At 45.7% G+C, this 18,641-nt stretch carries 22 protein-coding genes; all 22 read right to left on the bottom strand.

Annotated features, from left to right (window positions below):
• Nucleotides 1–30 precede the first annotated feature (30 nt).
• Entirely contained in the window at nt 31–447 is a 417-nt protein-coding gene (locus E4K67_RS03215; protein ID WP_135545174.1) for a hypothetical protein, read from the bottom strand.
• A complete protein-coding gene (locus tag E4K67_RS03210) occupies nt 447–929 on the bottom strand; it encodes a chemotaxis protein CheD (RefSeq protein ID WP_135544936.1) in 483 nt (160 codons plus the stop codon). The genes E4K67_RS03215 and E4K67_RS03210 overlap by 1 nt, the downstream gene beginning before the upstream one ends.
• The gene (locus tag E4K67_RS03205; protein ID WP_135544935.1) at nt 926–1,522 is read right to left on the bottom strand and encodes a chemotaxis protein CheC; all 597 of its coding nucleotides are present in this window, start codon (nt 1,520–1,522) and stop codon (nt 926–928) included. The genes E4K67_RS03210 and E4K67_RS03205 overlap by 4 nt, the downstream gene beginning before the upstream one ends.
• 3 nt (nt 1,523–1,525) lie before the next feature.
• Nucleotides 1,526–2,170, bottom strand: a complete 645-nt coding sequence (locus tag E4K67_RS03200) for a flagellar brake protein (RefSeq protein ID WP_135544934.1) — start codon at nt 2,168–2,170, stop codon at nt 1,526–1,528.
• Nucleotides 2,171–2,261: 91 nt separating this feature from the next.
• The gene (locus E4K67_RS03195) at nt 2,262–3,125 is read right to left on the bottom strand and encodes a MinD/ParA family protein (RefSeq protein WP_199242444.1); all 864 of its coding nucleotides are present in this window, start codon (nt 3,123–3,125) and stop codon (nt 2,262–2,264) included.
• On the bottom strand, nt 3,118–4,275 hold the full coding sequence (gene flhF, locus E4K67_RS03190) for a flagellar biosynthesis GTPase FlhF (RefSeq protein WP_135544933.1): 1,158 nt from the start codon (nt 4,273–4,275) through the stop codon (nt 3,118–3,120). The genes E4K67_RS03195 and flhF overlap by 8 nt, the downstream gene beginning before the upstream one ends.
• Entirely contained in the window at nt 4,265–6,334 is a 2,070-nt protein-coding gene (flhA, locus tag E4K67_RS03185) for a flagellar biosynthesis protein FlhA (protein WP_135544932.1), read from the bottom strand. Before flhA ends, flhF begins: the two co-directional genes overlap by 11 nt.
• A 29-nt stretch (nt 6,335–6,363) precedes the next feature.
• Nucleotides 6,364–7,428, bottom strand: coding sequence for a flagellar biosynthesis protein FlhB (gene flhB / locus E4K67_RS03180; protein ID WP_420841522.1), 1,065 nt, complete (start codon nt 7,426–7,428; stop codon nt 6,364–6,366).
• On the bottom strand, nt 7,416–8,195 hold the full coding sequence (fliR, locus tag E4K67_RS03175; RefSeq protein WP_135544930.1) for a flagellar biosynthetic protein FliR: 780 nt from the start codon (nt 8,193–8,195) through the stop codon (nt 7,416–7,418). The genes flhB and fliR overlap by 13 nt, the downstream gene beginning before the upstream one ends.
• Nucleotides 8,196–8,298: 103 nt before the next feature.
• Complete coding sequence (gene fliQ, locus E4K67_RS03170) at nt 8,299–8,571, bottom strand: flagellar biosynthesis protein FliQ (RefSeq protein ID WP_135544929.1); 273 nt, start codon at nt 8,569–8,571, stop codon at nt 8,299–8,301.
• A 141-nt stretch (nt 8,572–8,712) separates the two neighbouring features.
• Entirely contained in the window at nt 8,713–9,483 is a 771-nt protein-coding gene (fliP, locus tag E4K67_RS03165; RefSeq protein WP_135544928.1) for a flagellar type III secretion system pore protein FliP, read from the bottom strand.
• A complete protein-coding gene (locus tag E4K67_RS03160) occupies nt 9,480–9,947 on the bottom strand; it encodes a flagellar biosynthetic protein FliO (RefSeq protein WP_135544927.1) in 468 nt (155 codons plus the stop codon). Before E4K67_RS03160 ends, fliP begins: the two co-directional genes overlap by 4 nt.
• Nucleotide 9,948: 1 nt before the next feature.
• The gene (locus E4K67_RS03155; protein ID WP_420841521.1) at nt 9,949–10,296 is read right to left on the bottom strand and encodes a response regulator; all 348 of its coding nucleotides are present in this window, start codon (nt 10,294–10,296) and stop codon (nt 9,949–9,951) included.
• Nucleotides 10,297–10,325: 29 nt separating this feature from the next.
• On the bottom strand, nt 10,326–11,528 hold the full coding sequence (fliY, locus tag E4K67_RS03150; RefSeq protein ID WP_135544925.1) for a flagellar motor switch phosphatase FliY: 1,203 nt from the start codon (nt 11,526–11,528) through the stop codon (nt 10,326–10,328).
• Complete coding sequence (gene fliM, locus E4K67_RS03145) at nt 11,521–12,516, bottom strand: flagellar motor switch protein FliM (protein ID WP_135544924.1); 996 nt, start codon at nt 12,514–12,516, stop codon at nt 11,521–11,523. Before fliM ends, fliY begins: the two co-directional genes overlap by 8 nt.
• Nucleotides 12,517–12,715: 199 nt before the next feature.
• Complete coding sequence (locus E4K67_RS03140; RefSeq protein ID WP_135544923.1) at nt 12,716–13,147, bottom strand: flagellar basal body-associated FliL family protein; 432 nt, start codon at nt 13,145–13,147, stop codon at nt 12,716–12,718.
• Nucleotides 13,144–13,356 carry a flagellar FlbD family protein gene (locus E4K67_RS03135; protein WP_135544922.1) on the bottom strand — a complete coding sequence of 71 codons (213 nt, stop codon included), beginning with the start codon at nt 13,354–13,356 and terminating at the stop codon, nt 13,144–13,146. Before E4K67_RS03135 ends, E4K67_RS03140 begins: the two co-directional genes overlap by 4 nt.
• 19 nt (nt 13,357–13,375) lie before the next feature.
• Complete coding sequence (locus E4K67_RS03130; RefSeq protein ID WP_135544921.1) at nt 13,376–13,828, bottom strand: flagellar FliJ family protein; 453 nt, start codon at nt 13,826–13,828, stop codon at nt 13,376–13,378.
• Nucleotides 13,829–13,878: 50 nt separating this feature from the next.
• Nucleotides 13,879–15,189, bottom strand: coding sequence for a flagellar protein export ATPase FliI (gene fliI / locus E4K67_RS03125; RefSeq protein WP_135544920.1), 1,311 nt, complete (start codon nt 15,187–15,189; stop codon nt 13,879–13,881).
• Complete coding sequence (locus E4K67_RS03120; protein ID WP_135544919.1) at nt 15,146–15,997, bottom strand: FliH/SctL family protein; 852 nt, start codon at nt 15,995–15,997, stop codon at nt 15,146–15,148. Before E4K67_RS03120 ends, fliI begins: the two co-directional genes overlap by 44 nt.
• The gene (fliG, locus tag E4K67_RS03115; protein WP_135544918.1) at nt 15,981–16,985 is read right to left on the bottom strand and encodes a flagellar motor switch protein FliG; all 1,005 of its coding nucleotides are present in this window, start codon (nt 16,983–16,985) and stop codon (nt 15,981–15,983) included. Before fliG ends, E4K67_RS03120 begins: the two co-directional genes overlap by 17 nt.
• The gene (fliF, locus tag E4K67_RS03110; protein ID WP_135544917.1) at nt 16,986–18,578 is read right to left on the bottom strand and encodes a flagellar basal-body MS-ring/collar protein FliF; all 1,593 of its coding nucleotides are present in this window, start codon (nt 18,576–18,578) and stop codon (nt 16,986–16,988) included.
• Nucleotides 18,579–18,641: the final 63 nt, after the last annotated feature.

Genomic DNA, 18,641 nt, shown 5'->3' with positions numbered 1-18,641 from the left:
ATACTGATTCTCTTAATTATCTATCATCATTTATTTATCTAATTTTTTAAACGTTTCTTTATCCCAACCCATACTGCGGACAATATCTGCTTGTCGCTCACTACTGGGTAGCCCTGAACTTAAATCACGATCGACCTGTCCGGCAATTCTCTCTTCTTGTACCTCTGAGGCAAGAGGCTGATCGTCTCCAACTGAGAAGTCAATATTACCACCATAGACAGCAGCCGAGTCGAGCGGGCTATCCTGCGGTTCTTGGAGCGCAGTCCTTTCAAACAGGCTTAAACTTCCCGCCATCAAGATATACATAACCCCAAAAGAAACCCCGGCCCGAACTATTAATTCGAATGTTTTCACCGCATTGATCCAACTAAGAAACACGACAATAATCGCAGTAACTAGTGACAGGATTAAAACCCATTTCTGATACACTTCTTTTTTAAAAGTCATCAAACCACCTTTTCCCCTTGATTAATCGTCCGGATGCGCAATGCTCCCGTTCCAACATCAAAATGAATTGTGCGTCCAAAACTTCCGCCGACATCAGCTACCAGGAGAGGAATTCCATATTTTTTCAGTTCCTTCTCTACTGCTTCGGCATTACGGTCCCCAATTTTGAGAACGGGAGGTTTTCCAGGAAATGAAAACATCTGAGCACCACCTGCCATCTTAGCCCTGAGGCGAGATTTATTAGCACCCATACCCGCAATATCCCGTAGCAGTAATTCCATTGCTGTATCCGCGTATTTCGCTAGATTTCCCCCAAGGCTTCCATTAGCCGTTGGTAGCATTATATGAGCCATCCCGCCCACCTTCAGAAACGGATCATGGATGCAAATTCCGATACAGGATCCTAGTCCAGCGGTTAGCAAAAGATCGGGCGCTCTCGCAATCTTATAATCTGCCATTCCCACACTAATAACGACACTCATAATCCCATGGCCCCCAACAATTTTTTAAGTGAACCCGCATCCGGCAGAAAGATAAATTGCCCTTCAATTTTAGGTGTTCCGGAAAGTTGTGTATCAATAAACAATACAGTTTCATCCAGTACACCCTCTTCCAGGAAAATAGCATCTAAAATAGCTCCAATCATATCCACTGCTAAAGCAGGCACAGAAGGTTGAAGGGGAATCCCCGAAAACTGTGTCAAGGCCATAATGAATGAACTCACCAAGATATTTCCTACTTCTTTCAAGGCCGATTGGGCCATCTCACTTGTGTAAAGGTCCATCTGTTCACTCGTCCCAAACAGAGCTTGAACCACGATTTCGGCACTTTCTACAGGAAAGAAAAAAACTGCTTTCCCTGAGGCCTCCCCCTCAACTTTCACATAGATGACAGCCTGAGGCGTGTCAAGTTGACCAATAATCTCAGAAACCTGTTCGAACGGAATTGCCCAAACCTTCGGAACAGACATATCAATCCGCCGTTGTAAAAGGACAGACAATGCTGTTGCGGCATGTCCCGACCCAATGTTTCCTATTTCTCGCAAAGCATCAAGTTGGAACTGCGTAATCTTCATTTCTTATTCCAGTCCTTTCTTACGCATAGCCCTCTGTATCTCAAAGACGCAAGAGATAATTCGATCTCGGTCTCGTTCAGAGATGTCATGGAATTCTACTGAAACCCTATAGTGTTTCCTATCATCGATAGCTTCCACACGACAAACACGGACCGGCGTCTTCATCTCTCCACTCGGCAAAGATAAGAAGACATAAAGTAACGAATCGTTTTCTACCCGCTCCTTCGTCAAAAAACGCATCCCACCACCACTCAGGTCAAGCATCGTTCCGTGCTGAATCTCGCTCAGACCTTGCCTAGTCACTGATAGAAACGATATCGGGTATAGGGCAGTAACTCGAACATAGTTGCGACGTTGGACTTTATCTATAGACTCTGGCAGCTCTAAAATAAGCATTGGAATCGGGACCGCGATTCTTTGCATTATTTTACCCTGAAACGAGTAGACTGCCGCTTCGTCCCAAAATATCAATTTCACCTTTGTTCCTTCGCGCAAAGGCACCACTTCGCCATGATCAATTGGTGCCCCAACCGCGAGGATCTTTTCTCCCACATCTTCAATACGCGTTCGATATCTTCCCTCATAATTCCCTTCAGATACGACAAGTTCCACTACCTGCCCAAGAATAAGTTTCTTCTTGTGCAACAAATTCTCACCCCCCCTCCCGTAGTTCGTGGTTCGACTATTAATTACCCCTCAACTGGACCGAAATAAGTACCTATAGGCCAATAATTCCACACTACAACGAGCGTAGCAACTTGCTCAGAAAATTCCTCACACCGCCAGCCTGACGTGGCGGCCGTTGATAAATCCCAGCTACCGTACCGGCAATCCACTGAATACATTTATAGGCTGGACTTGTGGGAAAGCTAATACCTAAAGGCTCTTGCTGCATGACAGATCGTCCAACATTCGGATCATCATAGATCCATCCCATAAAATCAAGCGAGCCATCCAGAAATTTGTGGACAGCCGTCTCCAACCTTTTAAACGTCGCTAGAGCGTCTGCTTCTGTCCGCACCCGATTAGTAACCACATGGATCGGTACTTCGATAGCTTCACTCTTCAACGCTTTGAGCAAACCATACGCATCAATTAACGCTGTAGGCTCCGGCGTTGTCACGAGAATAATATCGTCAGCTGCCCGCAAAAAATTCGTTACTGTATGCCCGAGCCCCGCTCCTGTATCAATTATCAGTATGTCGGTCATATCTTCCAACCGACCGAGATTAGTTAAAACATTGGTTAATTTATCCCGATCTACATTGGCAAGGGCTTGGACTCCGGACCCCCCCGGTATGATCCCTATCCCCCGAGGACCTGTTAAGAGAATCTGTTCGATCGTTTTTTCTCCAGATATTATATGCTCAATCGTATACCTAGCGGTAAGACCGAAGGCAATATCCACATTTGCTAGACCTAGATCTCCATCGAGAATAATGATGCGTTTTCCAGTTTCAGCAAGGGCTAAGGCTAAATTAACCGTAAAATTAGTTTTACCCACCCCCCCTTTGCCGCTGGTCACTGCAATTACTCTCATCTTATTTTGCTTGCGATTTTTACTGGAGACCAACTCGCGTAAGACGCTCGCCTGATCATGCACTGGGCATCTCCTCCCCTAGTACATATCTTGCTAAACGGTTCGGCGTAGCCGCCACAATGTCATTCGGGACATTTTGACCGTTCGTCAGATAGGCTGTGGGGAGCGTAGTCTGACCCAAAAGATTTAGAATAGCCCCTGCACTCTCTGTCTCATCTAACTTTGTAAAGATCAAATGTGTCGACAGAGCTTCAAATCGTTGATAGATCCGAAGCTGATCCGCCGGTTGCGTAGTCGCACTCATGACTAGCATTGAGAAATCCGGTTTCGCTTTATTTAAAAATGCTCGGAGTTCAGACATATGTAAGTCATGGTGCGGACTTCGTCCTGCCGTATCTATAAAAATCAGTTCTTTATCCATATGAAGACTTAAGGCCTTATGAAGTTCACTCGGAGTCATGACTACTTCAACGGGAACGCCGATAATTTCACCAAACGTCTTGATTTGCTCCACAGCCGCTACACGATAGGTGTCTGCCGTGATCAATGCAATTTTCCGCTTATCTACCACACTAAAACTTGCCGCAAGTTTACCGATAGTTGTTGTTTTACCCACGCCGGTCGGCCCAATTAGGGCGATAATTATAGGTTTGTCCTGCTTAGATTGTATAGGGCCTGTCAGTCCGCAAATTTCTATAATATTAGCTTCAATTCGGGAGCATACCTGCGAATCATTACCCCATTCATCTTCCAACAAAGTATGTTGTACGTCAGTTATTAAGCGCTTAACTAGGGTTCCGCTTATTCCCCTGTTCTGTAAATGATCCGCCCATCTTTGGAGCAACGGAGGCCAAACACTTTTTATTTCACCAAGCCCCTCCATTTGCTTATTCATTTTCTCAAGCATTAGGTGCATAGACTTCATCTCCATCTGGAGGGCTCCGGGTTGATCCTTAGAATCAGACACTGGTCTAGCAGGCTGTATTACTTCCGGGGTATCATACACATAATTCGAAGTAGGCTTTATCTGCTCATTGACCGGTTTTTCTTCAATGGCAGCCGTGATTTCTACCTTCAACGTGCCAAATAAGCCTAGGAAACCACCCTCACGAAATTCACGTGTCTGAAGAATGACGGCTTCATACCCAAGTTCTCGTTTTACTTTTCCCATGGTTTCTGACACATTATCTCCAACAAAACGCCTAACTCGCACGATCCATCCCCACCATTCCTACAGCTTGTACTTGTACACCTTGAACTAATTCATTATATGAAAGCACCATTAGTTGTGGCATTTGGCGCTCCGTCACACGTTTCAAATTGATTCTCACCAGTGGAGCGCAAATAACCACTGGCGTTAACCCTTTAAGCATGACCTTCTCTACCTCTTTCGAAAGGTTTATGATGAGCACTTGTAAGATTTTCGGATCAAGTGCCAAATACGTACCATAATCGGAAGGTTGAATACTGTCGAGAATACTCTGTTCAATCTTCGGATCTAGCGTGATCACTTGAAGAGTTTTATCTTTACCGACGAGGGGCTGTAATATCTGTCGAGCCAGAGCCTGCCGAACATGTTCAGTCAAGCGGTCCAGATCTTTTGTGACCTGTGCCTGGTCTGCAAGAGTTTCAAGAATAGATACCATATCCCGAATCGAGACCCTTTCGCGCAGCAAGTTCGCCAAAACCTTCTGCACTTGCCCTAGGCTAAGTATATCTGGAATTAACTCATCCACAACAGTAGGAGCTTGCTCCTTGGCATGATCTACGAGAGTTTTTACATCTTGACGATTGAGGATTTCCCACGCTTGTGTCTTAATCACTTCTGTAATATGAGTCGCCAGTACGGTCGGAGCATCTACTACCATCCAACCGCTAAGTTCCGCTTCTTCCCGGTACATGGCATTTATCCACTTGGCATCAAGTCCGAAAGCCGGTTCTTTAGTTGGAGTACCTGGGATGGCATCGTCATCAAACCCACTACTCATAGCCATATAATGGTCTGCCAAAATATCACCCGTGGCAATTTCTGCTCCTCGGATTTTGATGACATATTGATTAGGTTGCAAATTCATATTGTCTCGAACCCGTATCACCGGAACAATAAATCCCAGTTCGCTGGCGATTTGGCGCCGAATCAGGACAATTCGGTCAAGCAAATCTCCTCCTTGCTGAACATCGACTAAAGCGATCAGAGCATAACCTAGTTCAAGTTCCATGTGGTCAATGTTTAAAAGGTTTAGGACATTTTCCGATTTTTTGCTCTCTTCAATCTCCGACTCCCTAGCCGCGGCTGTTTCCTCAACGACCAACACCTTAGAGTTCTTCCGAAGCATCACGCCTGCTCCGATTAAAGCGATAGCCACGATTATCATCGGGAATGGAGGCAACCCAAGAATGGCCAACATGATCAACACACCAGCGGTGATGAACAATGCCTTCGGATTTCGAAAGAGTTGTTTGGCTAAATCATTACCTAAATTAGATTCTGAAGCTGCCCTGGTGACAACGAGACCTGTTGCTGTTGAGATTAAAAGCGCAGGGATCTGGGAAACGAGCCCCTCCCCGATAGTTAGCAAAGTATATTTGTGGAGTGCCTCAAGTAAAGGCATCCCCTGCATGGCGACCCCCATAATAAATCCGCCAATAATATTTATGAATAAAATGATAATAGCAGCAATGGCATCTCCCTTGACAAACTTGGTAGAACCATCCATTGCGCCGTAGAAATCAGCTTCTTGCTGAATTGCTTTACGACGATCACGAGCCTGAGTATCGCTAATCATTCCCGCATTAAGATCCGCATCGATAGACATTTGTTTTCCTGGCATAGCATCCAAGGTAAACCGCGCAGCCACTTCGGAAACACGCTCTGCACCTTTGGTGATCACGATAAATTGAACAAGTACTAAGATAATAAAGATAATAAAACCTACGACCGGATTTCCACGAATGACAAATTCTCCAAACTGCTGAATGACATCTCCAGCTTGGCCGTCGAGGAGAATAAGACGAGTAGCCGAAATGTTCAAGGACAGACGAAACAATGTCAACGTTAGCAAGAGTGAAGGTAGGGCAGAAAACTCCAACGGGTCTTTGGCAAAAACCGCCAGCATCATAGTTAGAACCGAGGCCGTGATATTAATGGTAATGAGTATATCTAACAGTCCCGCAGGCAACGGAACAACCATCATGACCACGATGCCCACCATTCCTATGGCTGCTAAAACATCTGTATTATCCATTAATCTCCGTTTAATTGAAGTGGCCATGAGTGTTCCTCCTTTCTTTTAGCATTCATCTAACCCGCAGACTTCTTTTTCTTTAGCCTATATACAAATGCCAAAACCTCGGCAACCGCTTTATAAAGATCCGCTGGAATTCCTTGCCCGATTTCCACCTGAGCATATAGGGCTCGTGCCAGCGGCTTATTTTCCATAATCACGAGGTCATATTCTTTGGCCAATTCACGCATGCGCAGGGCGATTTGATCTTGTCCCTTGGCAACGACGTAGGGCGCTTTCTGAACTTTCAAGTCATAACGAAGGGCTACTGCGTAGTGGGTTGGGTTAGTGACGACCACATCCGCCTGTTTCATGTCCTGCATCATCCGACTCATGGCCATGGCCCTTTGGCGTTTCTTAATCTCACTTTTAAGTTCTGGACTTCCTTCTGATTGCTTGTATTCTTGTTTTAATTCTTCATGGGACATTCGTAAGTTTTTTTCATATTCCCACCTCTGATAGAGATAATCCAAAGCAGCTAAACCTAGAAAAGAAAGCGAGATCTTCCAGGCAAGTTCCATCAATGCTTGACCTAGAAAGACAGCTCCTTGCCTGACATCGAGTTGCTGCAAAGCGGGATAGAGATCAATACGGTCTCGGAAACTCGCATACAAGAAATATCCGATTAAAATCACTTTGGCCAAGGATTTCGTCATTTCGACCCAGGCCTTAACTCCAAACATCCGTTTCGCACCACTGATTAGACTAACTCGGGAAAGTTGGGGTTTCATAGACTCCCCCGTAAAAAGGACCCCCACTTGCATGTAATTTGCAATTAAAGCAACCATTAGGCCTGTGGCAAAAATGGGTGCCATGATCTGAATTCCTAGCCAAAGTATGTTCACCATTAAGCTGGCCACTGAACGTTCGGTCCAGTCTGAGGAAATTCCAAAGATATATAGGAAAAGCTTTTCCATGCGCAGTAACATACTCGGGATCCAGTATTTGAGAACGCTAACAAGACCCATGAGCATTAACGCCGATATTGCTTCCTGACTTTTAAAGACCTGGCCCTTTTTGCGCGCGTCTGCCTTGCGCTTGGGCGTGGCTGGGTGTTTTTTCTCGCCACTCACTGCTTCCACCCCTGATACAGTTTTAAAATCCAAGACATGTTCGTATTAAAGAGATGAGTTACAGATTCTCCAAAAAAGGGAATCGCCAGGAACAAAATGATAAATCCAAAAATAATTTTAACTGGGAAAACGATTGAGAAAATATTAAGTTGGGGCACCGTCCTAGCCAAAAGTCCCACACCGATATCCGAAACTAAAAGCGCTCCAAAAATAGGCATTGCCAATTGAATCGATAAAGTAAATACATTCGAGACTAGCTGGGCGTAATACAGATAGTTGCTGGGCAGGTTAGATGGGTTAATGGGAATATATGCATAACTCTTGAGCATGGCGGCTATAAGAAAGTGATGAGAATTAGTTGCCAATAAAAGCATCGTAGCCAAAATCACCTGGAAATTACCCATCATAGGGCTTTGAACTCCGTAAACAGGGTCAATTGCAGCGCCCATTGTAAAACCCATTTGAAAATCAATCAGTTGCCCTGCCCCTTGTAAAATGGCCGTCAACGTATAAATCAAAAATCCAATGACCAGCCCCACCAAAACCTCCTTAATCACCACCGCGATGTAAGGCAATAATTCAATAGGAATCGATGGCTTAGCTGCAGATATCAATGGGTAGACAATCACAGTAATACTTGCCGCCAATCCAAGCCTTACTAACGCTGGGACTCCCCTAGCACCAAATACCGGGGCTAACATAATCATGCCCGCCCAACGGGATAGGATTAGTATAAATAAAGAAATGTTCCACTGGAGCAGGTCTGACAGGCCCATATTTCTCTCCCCCGGTCGTGGTTCGTAGTTCCTGATTGTGGTCCGAAGACCAAGGTCCAAATTTCGTGATTCGAAATATCGAACTTAGAATATCAAACCACGACTACAGTCCTCCAAACGTCGCCAATTGTTTCAACAAATTCGAAGTGTATGCGGTTAGAACCGACAGCATCCACGGACCTAGTACCAGAAGGACAGTAATCACAGCGATAACTTTAGGAATAAAGGTAAGCGTCTGCTCTTGGATTTGCGTCATTGCCTGAAAGATGCTGACCATAAGTCCAACCAACAAAGCCACCCCGAGAATCGGTCCTCCCACAAGAAGCACAGCACCAACAGCTTCTTTTGCCATATAAAGCACCATGCTCTGATCCAAGTCGCCTCCCCCTCTCTCTCTAATTCCAGTAAAGTTATGCAACAGGTCACGCCAAAACACCATTTATCGTTTCCCAACCTAAGAGCGTCGTAGCCAAGCCTCGAGTGCGTAACTAATCCACTCCAAACGTTCAACTTTCAATTACTTAAAACTTGTCACCAGCGATTCAACCACTAGATGCCATCCGTCGACAAGGACAAACAAAAGCAATTTAAACGGTAGTGAAACCATCATGGGGGGCAGCATCATCATTCCGATCGACATCAGGGTGCTCGCGACAATCATATCAATAACAATAAAGGGAATAAATATCGCAAATCCCATTTGAAAAGCCGTTTTTAACTCACTGATAACAAAGGCCGGAATAAGAACATGCGTGGGAACATCCCGATAGGTTTTGGGCCGCTCCATTTTAGATAACCCTACAAAAAGCTCCAAATCTTTCTCTCGGGTTTGCCTAAACATAAAATTTCTTAATGGCTCCTCCGCTTTGGCTAAGGCCTCTGTCTGAGTGATTTCATTCTTCAGAAAGGGCTGAAGTGCATTCGTATTAATCTGGGTCCAAGTCGGCATCATCACAAAGAAAGAAAGAAATAAGGCCAATCCCACCATAACCTGGTTTGGGGGAAGTTGTTGAGTTCCCAGTGCATTTCGCACAAAGGACAAGACGATAATAATACGAGTAAAGGATGTCATCATCATGAGAATAGCTGGAGCCAAGGATAAGACCGTTAACATCATCAAGATTTGTAAAGACGTTCCCGTTTGTTGAGCTGCCGTAGTTCCTAAATCCAAACTTATCTCAGCTGCAAAGGCCATTCTGGGATTTGCCAACATCCCTAATCCCAGCGCGATACCAAAAGGCACACAACCTTTTAAAAATCTCCTTAACCTACTTGAAGAAGATATCATTTTTTCACCTCATCGAGCAGGCGTTCCAATTCATTAGAAAAAGATTCTTTCTTTTGGAACAGTTTCGGCCAAAGCTTCTGAAGGCTTTTAGTCAAATTATCAACCCTTTCAATAGGGCGCGTTGCTATTTCCTCCAGAATTTCGGCAGCTATTTCGGGATCATTGATCTCACTGACTTTCAATAAGTGATGATCCGATCCCCCTAAAACCTGTAACTGCCCTGCAATCTCTACTAGGTAAAGACTCTGCTGTCCACCTAAAATTTGTCGGTCGAGGACCCTTGCCCATGGCACATTCATGTTTCGAACGTTTGCCCGATTAAGACGACGGATGACCCAGAGAGACACGAGTAGAATCAGGAGGAAAACCAACAGTGTTCCCATCAGCCCCCACCAAGAAAATACAGACTCGGGAACCGCCGGAACGGCCCCCTTAGGAGGGAATTCCAGGTCTTCTAGGTTCATACTACTTCAACGCCTTCGTGACAGCCTCAACCACTCGGTCCGCTTGGAAGGGTTTTACGATAAAGTCCTTGGCCCCGGACTGAATCGCTTCAATCACCATAGATTGCTGGCCCATAGCACTGCACATGATTACTCTGGCCTTAGGATCTCGTTTGCAGATTTCCTTGACCGCTTGAAGTCCATCCATTTCCGGCATAGTAATGTCCATGACCGTCAAGTCCGGTTGCAATTCCAAATACTTATCCACGGCTACAGCTCCATTTTCCGCTTCACCAATGACCGTAAACCCATTCTTAGTCAAAATATCCTTTAACATCATACGCATAAACGCGGCGTCATCAACAATCATAATTGTACCACTCACTCGGTTTTCCTCCTTTATTTAAGCGAATTCATTCGTTCTAGGGGATGAACAATATCGGTAATTCGAATTCCAAACAACTCATTAATAACAATGACCTCACATTTAGCGATCAACTTGCCATTCACAATCATATCCACCGATTCTCCAGCCAAGCGATCTAGTTCGATGACTGAACCCGGGCCCATCTCCAGGATTTCCTTAATCGTTTTTTTCGATCGACCCAACTCCACGCTAATTTGCAAGGGCACATCCAAAATCAAAGCTAAATTGTCTGGCTGGGCCATCTGTTGAGTCGGTTGAAGCGGAGCAAACTGGGCCGGTTGGACGGGTGTCTGCATTCTAGGCTGAGTATTACCTTGTTCCATCCCATAGGGAGGTGGATAGCCGACTGGTGCCGTTGAATAAGACGATGTATCATACGCTGGTGGTGGAGATGGCTGCGAAGTTTGATAAGACAAAGGCGCAGATTGTGTTTGGGTAGTGGCTTGTGCTGCTGGAGCAGCTTCTTTTGCAGAGGAACCACCTCCCATCCCGCTCATTAACTTATCGACCATCCCTGTTGCCACACTGAGTGGGATGACTTGTATCAATACACTGTCGATAACATCTTCAACAACCATCCGGAAGGAGATGCGCACCAGCGGTTCATCGGGATGTAGGAAAGTCTTAATTATATCTTCCTCCATCGACAAATCAGTAAGCACTAAATTGGGAGGAGTAATATCCACCATAGAATGAAACATGGTGGACATGGAGGTAGCCGCTGACCCCATCATTTGGTTCATCGCCTCGGAAATACCACTAATTTGAAGCTCCGAGAGTTCAGGAGTCGGATTATTACCGTCCCCCCCCATCATCAAGTCCACGATGACCGAACCATCTTTCTGGGAAAGAATCAAAAGGTTCGAGCCCTCAATTCCAGCTTTGTATTTTACATCACAAATCACGGAGGGAACAGGATAATCCTTTTGAATCTGTTCGGAGTTCGTTATATCAACGACAGGCGTAGTGATGTCTACCTTTTTGCCTAAAAGTTGAGATAATGTTGTAGCCGCAGTACCCATTGAAATATTCGCTATTTCTCCAAGGGTATCTTTTTCCATTTCAGTAAGCAAGACTAGTGTAGTCGGTGTCTCTATCTCAGTCTCCGAGTCTATTTCCGTTGTACCTCGAAGCAACGCGTCAATCTCTTCCTGTGAGAGCATCCCATTACCCATCTTCTTCCCCTCCTTCCTTAATAATCTCTGTAATCTGAACCGCAAGATGTTCACCATTTAGTCCAGGAATAGACTTAAACTTCATGAATTCCCCGACATATATTGGCAGGGGCTCATTGACGGATTGGTCCAGCGCAATAACATCTCCCTGTGCAAGATTGAGGAGGTCCCGGACAAGAATTTCCGAATTGCCTAAAAAGGCTATCAAATCTACCTTCGCCCATTCGATCTTCCTGCGAATTGCTTGAACTTGCTCTGGAGAACTGACCTTCGTGTGAGTAGAAAAGAGGAAAAAAGTACTTAATTTATCCAAGATAGGTTCGAGCACGAGGTAGGGCATACATATATTGATCATCCCCACCTCTTCCCCAATCTTGACTTCAATAGTTATTAGAACGACCATTTCATTCGGAGCCACAATTTGCGTAAACTGAGGATTTGTTTCCATCGCCACGAAATGAGGTTTAAACTCATAAATCTCAGTCCAAGCCTCTTCCTCAAGTAAAATGATTTGGGATAATCTGTTTTCGATAATCGTTTTTTCAATCTCGGTCAAATCTCGGTTCTTTTCTGCACCCTCCCCTTGACCTCCTAGAAGCCGATCCACTACATTGAAGGCAAGTGAAGGGCTCACCTCAATTAAAACTGTCCCCTCCAAAGGATCCATAGAGTAGAGGCCGAGCACGGTAGGGTTTGGCAGAGATCGGATGAATTCATCATAGGTGATTTGTTCTATTGAAAGAACGGAGCTTTCAACAACTGCGTGTAAGTTTCCAGAAAAATAAGTGGTGAGTGCTCTACAAAAATTCTCGTGAATGTTCTGGAGAGAGCGAATCTGATCCTTGGAGAACTTATTTGGACGTTTAAAATCGTACACTCTAATTCGTTTTTGGCTCTTGGTTGTCCGCATTTCTTCCACGTCGACTTGCCCATCGGACAGCGCACTCAACAGTGCATCAATTTCAGTTTGGGACAAGATGTCTCCCATCAAACCCCCCCTCTCTTGTCGAAATCGATGTTCGTGGTTAGTTGCTTGAGTTAAAAACCACACTCTCGATAATCGTTATTAGATGTTCGTGGCTCATACCACGAACTACACTTCATTATGCGTTATCCTAACGCCCTGAAACTCAGGCCTCTCAGATTCTGACCTCCGGCATCTGACCTCTGACCTCTGACCACCGGTCCTACTGGTATACCAAGGACAGGAACAACACATCGTTGATTTTATTTCCCCCTACTTCATTCAGTTTGTTGATTAATTCTTCTCTCAGTTTCTCGCGTGCAGCAAGGGTTTGTACATCGGCAAGGGATTTGTTCGCCAAAACCGAATTTACCCGGTCTTTCAAAAAAGCATCCTTTTCCTTCAAAATAGCTTCAGCCTTCGCGTCTTCCACTTCAACGGTAATCGTCGTCTTTAGAAAAGCTCCCCCTTGCAAATTCACTGTGAATTCGCCGATCGGTAGTAACACTCCTGTATTTTTCGATACACCCCTACTCGCTGAACTTTGTGCTGGAGGTTCAAAAATGTACTTTTGTGCCCCAACAGTCCCCGCTACACCCAGTCCCACACCCAACACCACTGCCAGGATCATGAAAATCAGAGATTTTCCTTTCATATATTTAATCTCTCCTCCAATTTTATAATCGGGTGACAGCGCCGACGAAACTCAATAATCCTCTCGACAAGAACTTCGACTGACTCTAACACCACGAATTTATTTCCACCCGTCAAGGTAATGACCGTATCCGGGGTTTCTTCCATCATTTCAATCAAATCGGAATTAACGGTAAATATCTTGTGATTTAAGCGAGTTACATTAATCATGAGTTCGTTCGTCCTTCCTTCATGTGGTATTAACTATTTGCCGACGCCAGTGAAGAACCTGACCAGTTTCATCCAATATCTTTTGTTCCTTTTGCAACTCTGCCAACAAAAAAGCTTTGGATTGCTTTTCCTTCAGACGCTCTAACTTCTCCACTTCACGGTGAGCCTCCAATACAATGTGACGTGCGTTTTCCATAATGTGTTCTTGATTCCTCAGCTCTGCGTTACATTGGTACAACCGAAGCTGTTGTTCTGAAGCAAAGAGTTGGCAAATTCCTAATTCACTGGGCCGGTGTCGCCCCGCATCTCGTTGGACCTCTTGCGCTACATTACATTGCACTTGCTGAATATCGTTAGCTTCGAGCAAACCCTTCCAGATCTTCACTTCTTGAGCAAACTCTCGTTGTGCCCTTTCCAAAGCCTGTTCCGCTATACGGAGGCTTGCTTCCAAGCGAAAGCGAAATCTTGCCATAACGCCACCCCCTTCAGCACTCAACTTTTCATAGAAAACGGTAGCTAGTGTTAAGTGCTGGACCTAATAATCCTCTTTAGTTGCGTAAGCATTTCTACAAAACTGGTGTGATCGTCCACTCCTTGCCGAGTGAAAGTAAGGATATTGTCCATATGCGCGATGGCGGCGTCAATCTTAGGATTACTACCAGGCGTATATGCCCCGATATCAATCAAATCTTTGGCATCCCGATATACTGATATGTGTTCACGCACAATACCTGCCAATTCCTTGTGTTCCTCACTGATCACGTCGTTCATTACCCGACTAACAGATTGTAAAATATCGATAGCTGGAAAATTATTTTGCATGGCTAGTTCCCTGGTTAAGACGATATGCCCATCGAGGATTCCGCGAACAGAATCCGCAATTGGCTCATTGTGGTCGTCCCCATCCACTAACACCGTATAGATCCCAGTAATACTTCCGGTCTCCGCCATACCCGACCTTTCCAATAACTTTGGTAATAAGGCAAAGACGGAAGGAGGATATCCCCTAGTTGCTGGAGGTTCACCTACCGTCAAGCCCACTTCCCGCTGGGCCATAGCAAAGCGGGTTACAGAGTCCATCATCAGGAGCACATTCTCCCCACGATCCCGAAAATACTCGGCAATGGCTGTCGCTGTAAAAGCTGCCTTTAAACGCACTAAGGCTGGTTGATCGGAAGTCGCCACAATGATCACAGAGCGGGCTAATCCCTCCGGGCCTAAATCCTTCTCAATAAAGTCGCGCAGTTCTCGTCCCCGTTCCCCCACCAAGGCAATGACGTTGACATCCGCCACCGTGTTTCTAGCCATCATACCTAGCAAGGTGCTCTTGCCCACCCCAGAACCCGCGAAGATACCCATCCGTTGCCCGCGACCAATCGTAAGTATCCCATCGATAGCTCTAACTCCGACACTGAGCACATCTCGAATACGAGGACGTAATAAGGCATTTGGTGGTTTGTTTTGGAGAGGGTACGCTGTTTCGGTGAGAAGCGGGCGCCCATCCATAGGATGTCCCAGTCCATCGAGGATTCGTCCGAGAAGACCAGGACCCACAGACACAGTCAGCTTCTGACATTGCGGAAGCACGCGATCTCCTGGAGCGATTCCTTCAAGCTCACCTAAAGGCATAAGTAGAGTCGTTGAATCCCGAAAGCCAACCACTTCAGCTGGAAGCGCTCGTCCGTTACGCGTAATAATATGGCAATACTCCCCCACGCTAGCACGTGGGCCAGCTGCTTCAACCATTAGTCCGACGATCTTAGAAACTCGCCCCTGGGCTGAAATCGGTTCAGTCTGTTCCACCGTCTGAATCAATTGCTTCCACGCTCCCATGTTCGAGCTCCTCCCGTAAAGTGTGTTCTAATTTATCAAGTTGGGCTTCAAGTCGGGCATCAAAAATCCCTTCTTGGCACTCTAGAAAACAATCTCCTGGGTTAAGAGTCTCATCTATAACCCAAGGACAGAGTGACTGGTCTTCTACCCAACGTATATCATCTGAAGCTACATGAAGCATCCATCCATGGCGTTCCTGGGGTAATAAAGTCAAAGCCTTGATGATTGTCGCCAATCGTTGGGGTTGCACAGCCAAGCTTGAGCGAACTAAGCGTTCAGCGATTTTTATCACCAGAAGCAGTAAATCCTCTTGAACTTTGGCATATTCCTCTTGAACAGCATGTTGAGCCAAGTGGAAGAGTTGATTTGCCTTATCAACCAAGAGCTTAGCTTCTGCTTCTCCCGTCTGAAATCCAGCTTGATAACCTTCTGCCTGCGCTGCCGGATAAACCTCTGCCTGTGCAGTTTCTACAACCTCTTGGCGCAAACGATCAAAGTCCGCTCTAGCCTCTTCAAGAATTGCCTGAGCCCCGTTTTCAGCCTCCGCAAGGATCATGGAGGCTTCCTCTTGGGCTTCCGCAAGGACCATGGCAGCTTTCTCATTTTCCTCGGCCTCGGCTGAGTCGGCCAGGGGGTCCGATTGTTCCAAGTCTTTCGAGTCAGTAGGCTTTTGGCTCTCTTCTCGAATACTAATCGCCGTCAAATACAGATCCAACTGCTGAAACCCCGCGTTACATTCCACCATTCGTGGTGAGGATACCGCCACATTACAACTTTTAACGACGCGTCTGTTAATAGATGATTTCATCACTACCCCCTCTTGAAATGACTACAGCGCCACTTTCTTCGAGCTTGCGAATCACCTTTACAATGCGTTGTTGAGCCTCTTCGACATCTCTCAAGCGCACTGGTCCCATAAATTCCATATCGTCTTTGAGCATTTGACCGGCCCGTGACGACATATTTGCCAGAATCTTTTGGGCGACTTCGGGATTGGACCCTTTCAGAGCAATGCCTAAATCCTTGGTTTCAACCTCACGCAAGACCAATTGAATCCCGCGATCATCAAGAATAACGATGTCCTCAAAGACAAACATCTGGCGTTTAATCTGTTCTGCTAAATCAGGATCCTCCATCTCCAAGGCATCCATAACCACTTTAACGGTTCCTGGATCCGCCCTGTTGAGGACATCCACAATGCTTTGAATCCCACCCGAGGCCGAATAGTCTGTAGGGGCTAAACTTGAAATCTTGCGTTCTAATACTTTCTCGATCTCTTTAAGCACTTCTGGACTCGTTCTTCCCATTGTCGCTACACGTTTAGCCACATCAGCCTGTCGATCCATGGGGAGACTGGAGAGTAAGGTCGCTGCTTTATCGACAGGAAGGTGCGTCATAATCAGCGCAATTGTCTGAGGATGTTCTCCTTGAATAAAGGAAAAAAGCTGCTTGGGATCAGTCCGACGCACGAGATCAAAGGGCCTCATCTTCAAGGAGGTGGATAAGCGGCTGATGATATCAAACGCTCGTGATTGCCCAAGAGCCCTTTCCAAGACTTCACGGGCGTACTCTATCCCCCCTTGGGTAATATAGTCATTGGCAAGACACATTTGATGAAACTCTTCTACTACATAATCTCGTGTTTCCGGAGAAACTTTACCTACACTGGCCATCTCTAATGTCAATTGCTCTATTTCTACATCTCCGAGATGTTTTACTATCTCAGACGAGCTCTCTGAGCCCAAGGAAATCATGAGAATCGCGGCTTTTTGAATTCCTGTTAACGTTTGAGCCATCTAACTCTCCTCCGATAGCCAAGTTTTCATTAGACGGGCAACTTCATCCGGATTATTGCGCGAATAAAGCTCGACAGACTCTTTAGTTTTTTGCTTCTGGATTTCCTCGACAGTCTTCGCCTTTCCCTGGGCGAATTTTAACTGAGCTTCTTCCTCAGCCAACTGCTGGGCCATCAGAAGTTCCGCCTCCGCAAGTGAGACAGGCTGCGCATCAGCTAATCCCATCATTTTCTCAGCACGAGCTTTCTTCACTCGTGACCTCATATACATCACCATTAAGAATAGGGCAAACAGTACAACAGCCCCAATCCCAATGTAAGTAACCAGTTGTTGCCGTTTCTGAGCTTCCTCCATAGCGAGTCTTTCTTGCTGCAGATCTGTCTTATTAAAGGCAATGGCCGCGACTTGAATATCATCTCCACGGACTGCCTGAATTCCTGCCGCAGAAGCCACAATCGTTTTGATTTGATCAAGTTGATCCTGATTAATGCTATCCGCATCCGCCATCACGGACACGGAAAGACGTTTCACTGCACCAGGGCTTACCACTTGTTCTTCTTGCGTTGTGTCCACTTGATAGTTTTTGGTAGCAGTGGATTTTGAGGAGATGACATCCCCCCCGGGAGTTACAGCTTGATACGTTGGGGCCCCATTGGCATCCAAACCTGGTGTCCCACCGACGGCTGTACCATTTATAGAGGATTCGATAGAGCTTTGCTCACTCACTAAAGCACCAGGACCATTTGTCTGTTTTACACGTTTTATTTGATCAAAGTCCAAGCTCGCATTGATTCGTACAACAGTCTTCCCTTGACCCAACACTCGATCTAACATACTCTGGATCGATTTTCGAGTATCCTCTTCGACCGTTTGCTTTAGTTGATATTGAGTTCCTGTGAGACTGTTGGGATCTTGGTCTTTACTTAGAACATCCGACAAAACGTTTCCGTTAGTATCAACAATCGTCACATTCTCCGTTTGCAGTCCTTCAACCGAACCTGCTAATAGATTAGCGACAGCACGTATCTGAACATCTCCGAGTTTCGTTCCCGGAACGAGTTTTAAGGTAACCGCCGCCGTTGCCGCTTTTTGACTATCCACAAAGAGGGACTCTTCTGGCATCACAAGATGCACACGTGCATCTTGTACACCATTCAAGGTTTTTAGAGTATTTTCTAGTTCGTTCTGCAACCCGAGAACATAACGTAATTTTCGATCCGCATCCGTTTCCCCCAGATGCATTGAATCCAAGTTACTAAAGCTAAATTTACTTTGTTCCGGAAGCCCGGCACTAGCAAGCTGGAGGCGGAGATCCGCAGCCGCCTGTTGAGTGACCATTATCGTTGATCCATTGTCTGCTAACTTATAATCTGCTTTCAGATCTTTAAGTTTGGTGGTAATTGCCCCGGCATCTGCGTCACTAAGCTTCGTAAAAATGGCCACATACTGCGGGCGACCAGCCCAAGTAATCAAACTTATGAGAGCAACTGCCACCGCAAGAGGAGCAAGCACCGTTAAAATTTTCTGTGGGCTAGAAAGCCTGTTCCAAAAGGTTGTTGCCGATTGCTTGATTCCGGCCCAAGAAAAATCCATCCTTCGCTCCTCCTTTCATAAATAAACTTTATCACTTGGTATCTGTACCCCCTAAAAAACAAA

The organism is Desulfosporosinus fructosivorans (assembly GCF_004766045.1).
Lineage (GTDB): Bacteria > Bacillota > Desulfitobacteriia > Desulfitobacteriales > Desulfitobacteriaceae > Desulfosporosinus > Desulfosporosinus fructosivorans.
This window is presented reverse-complemented; position numbering and strand designations above follow the sequence as displayed.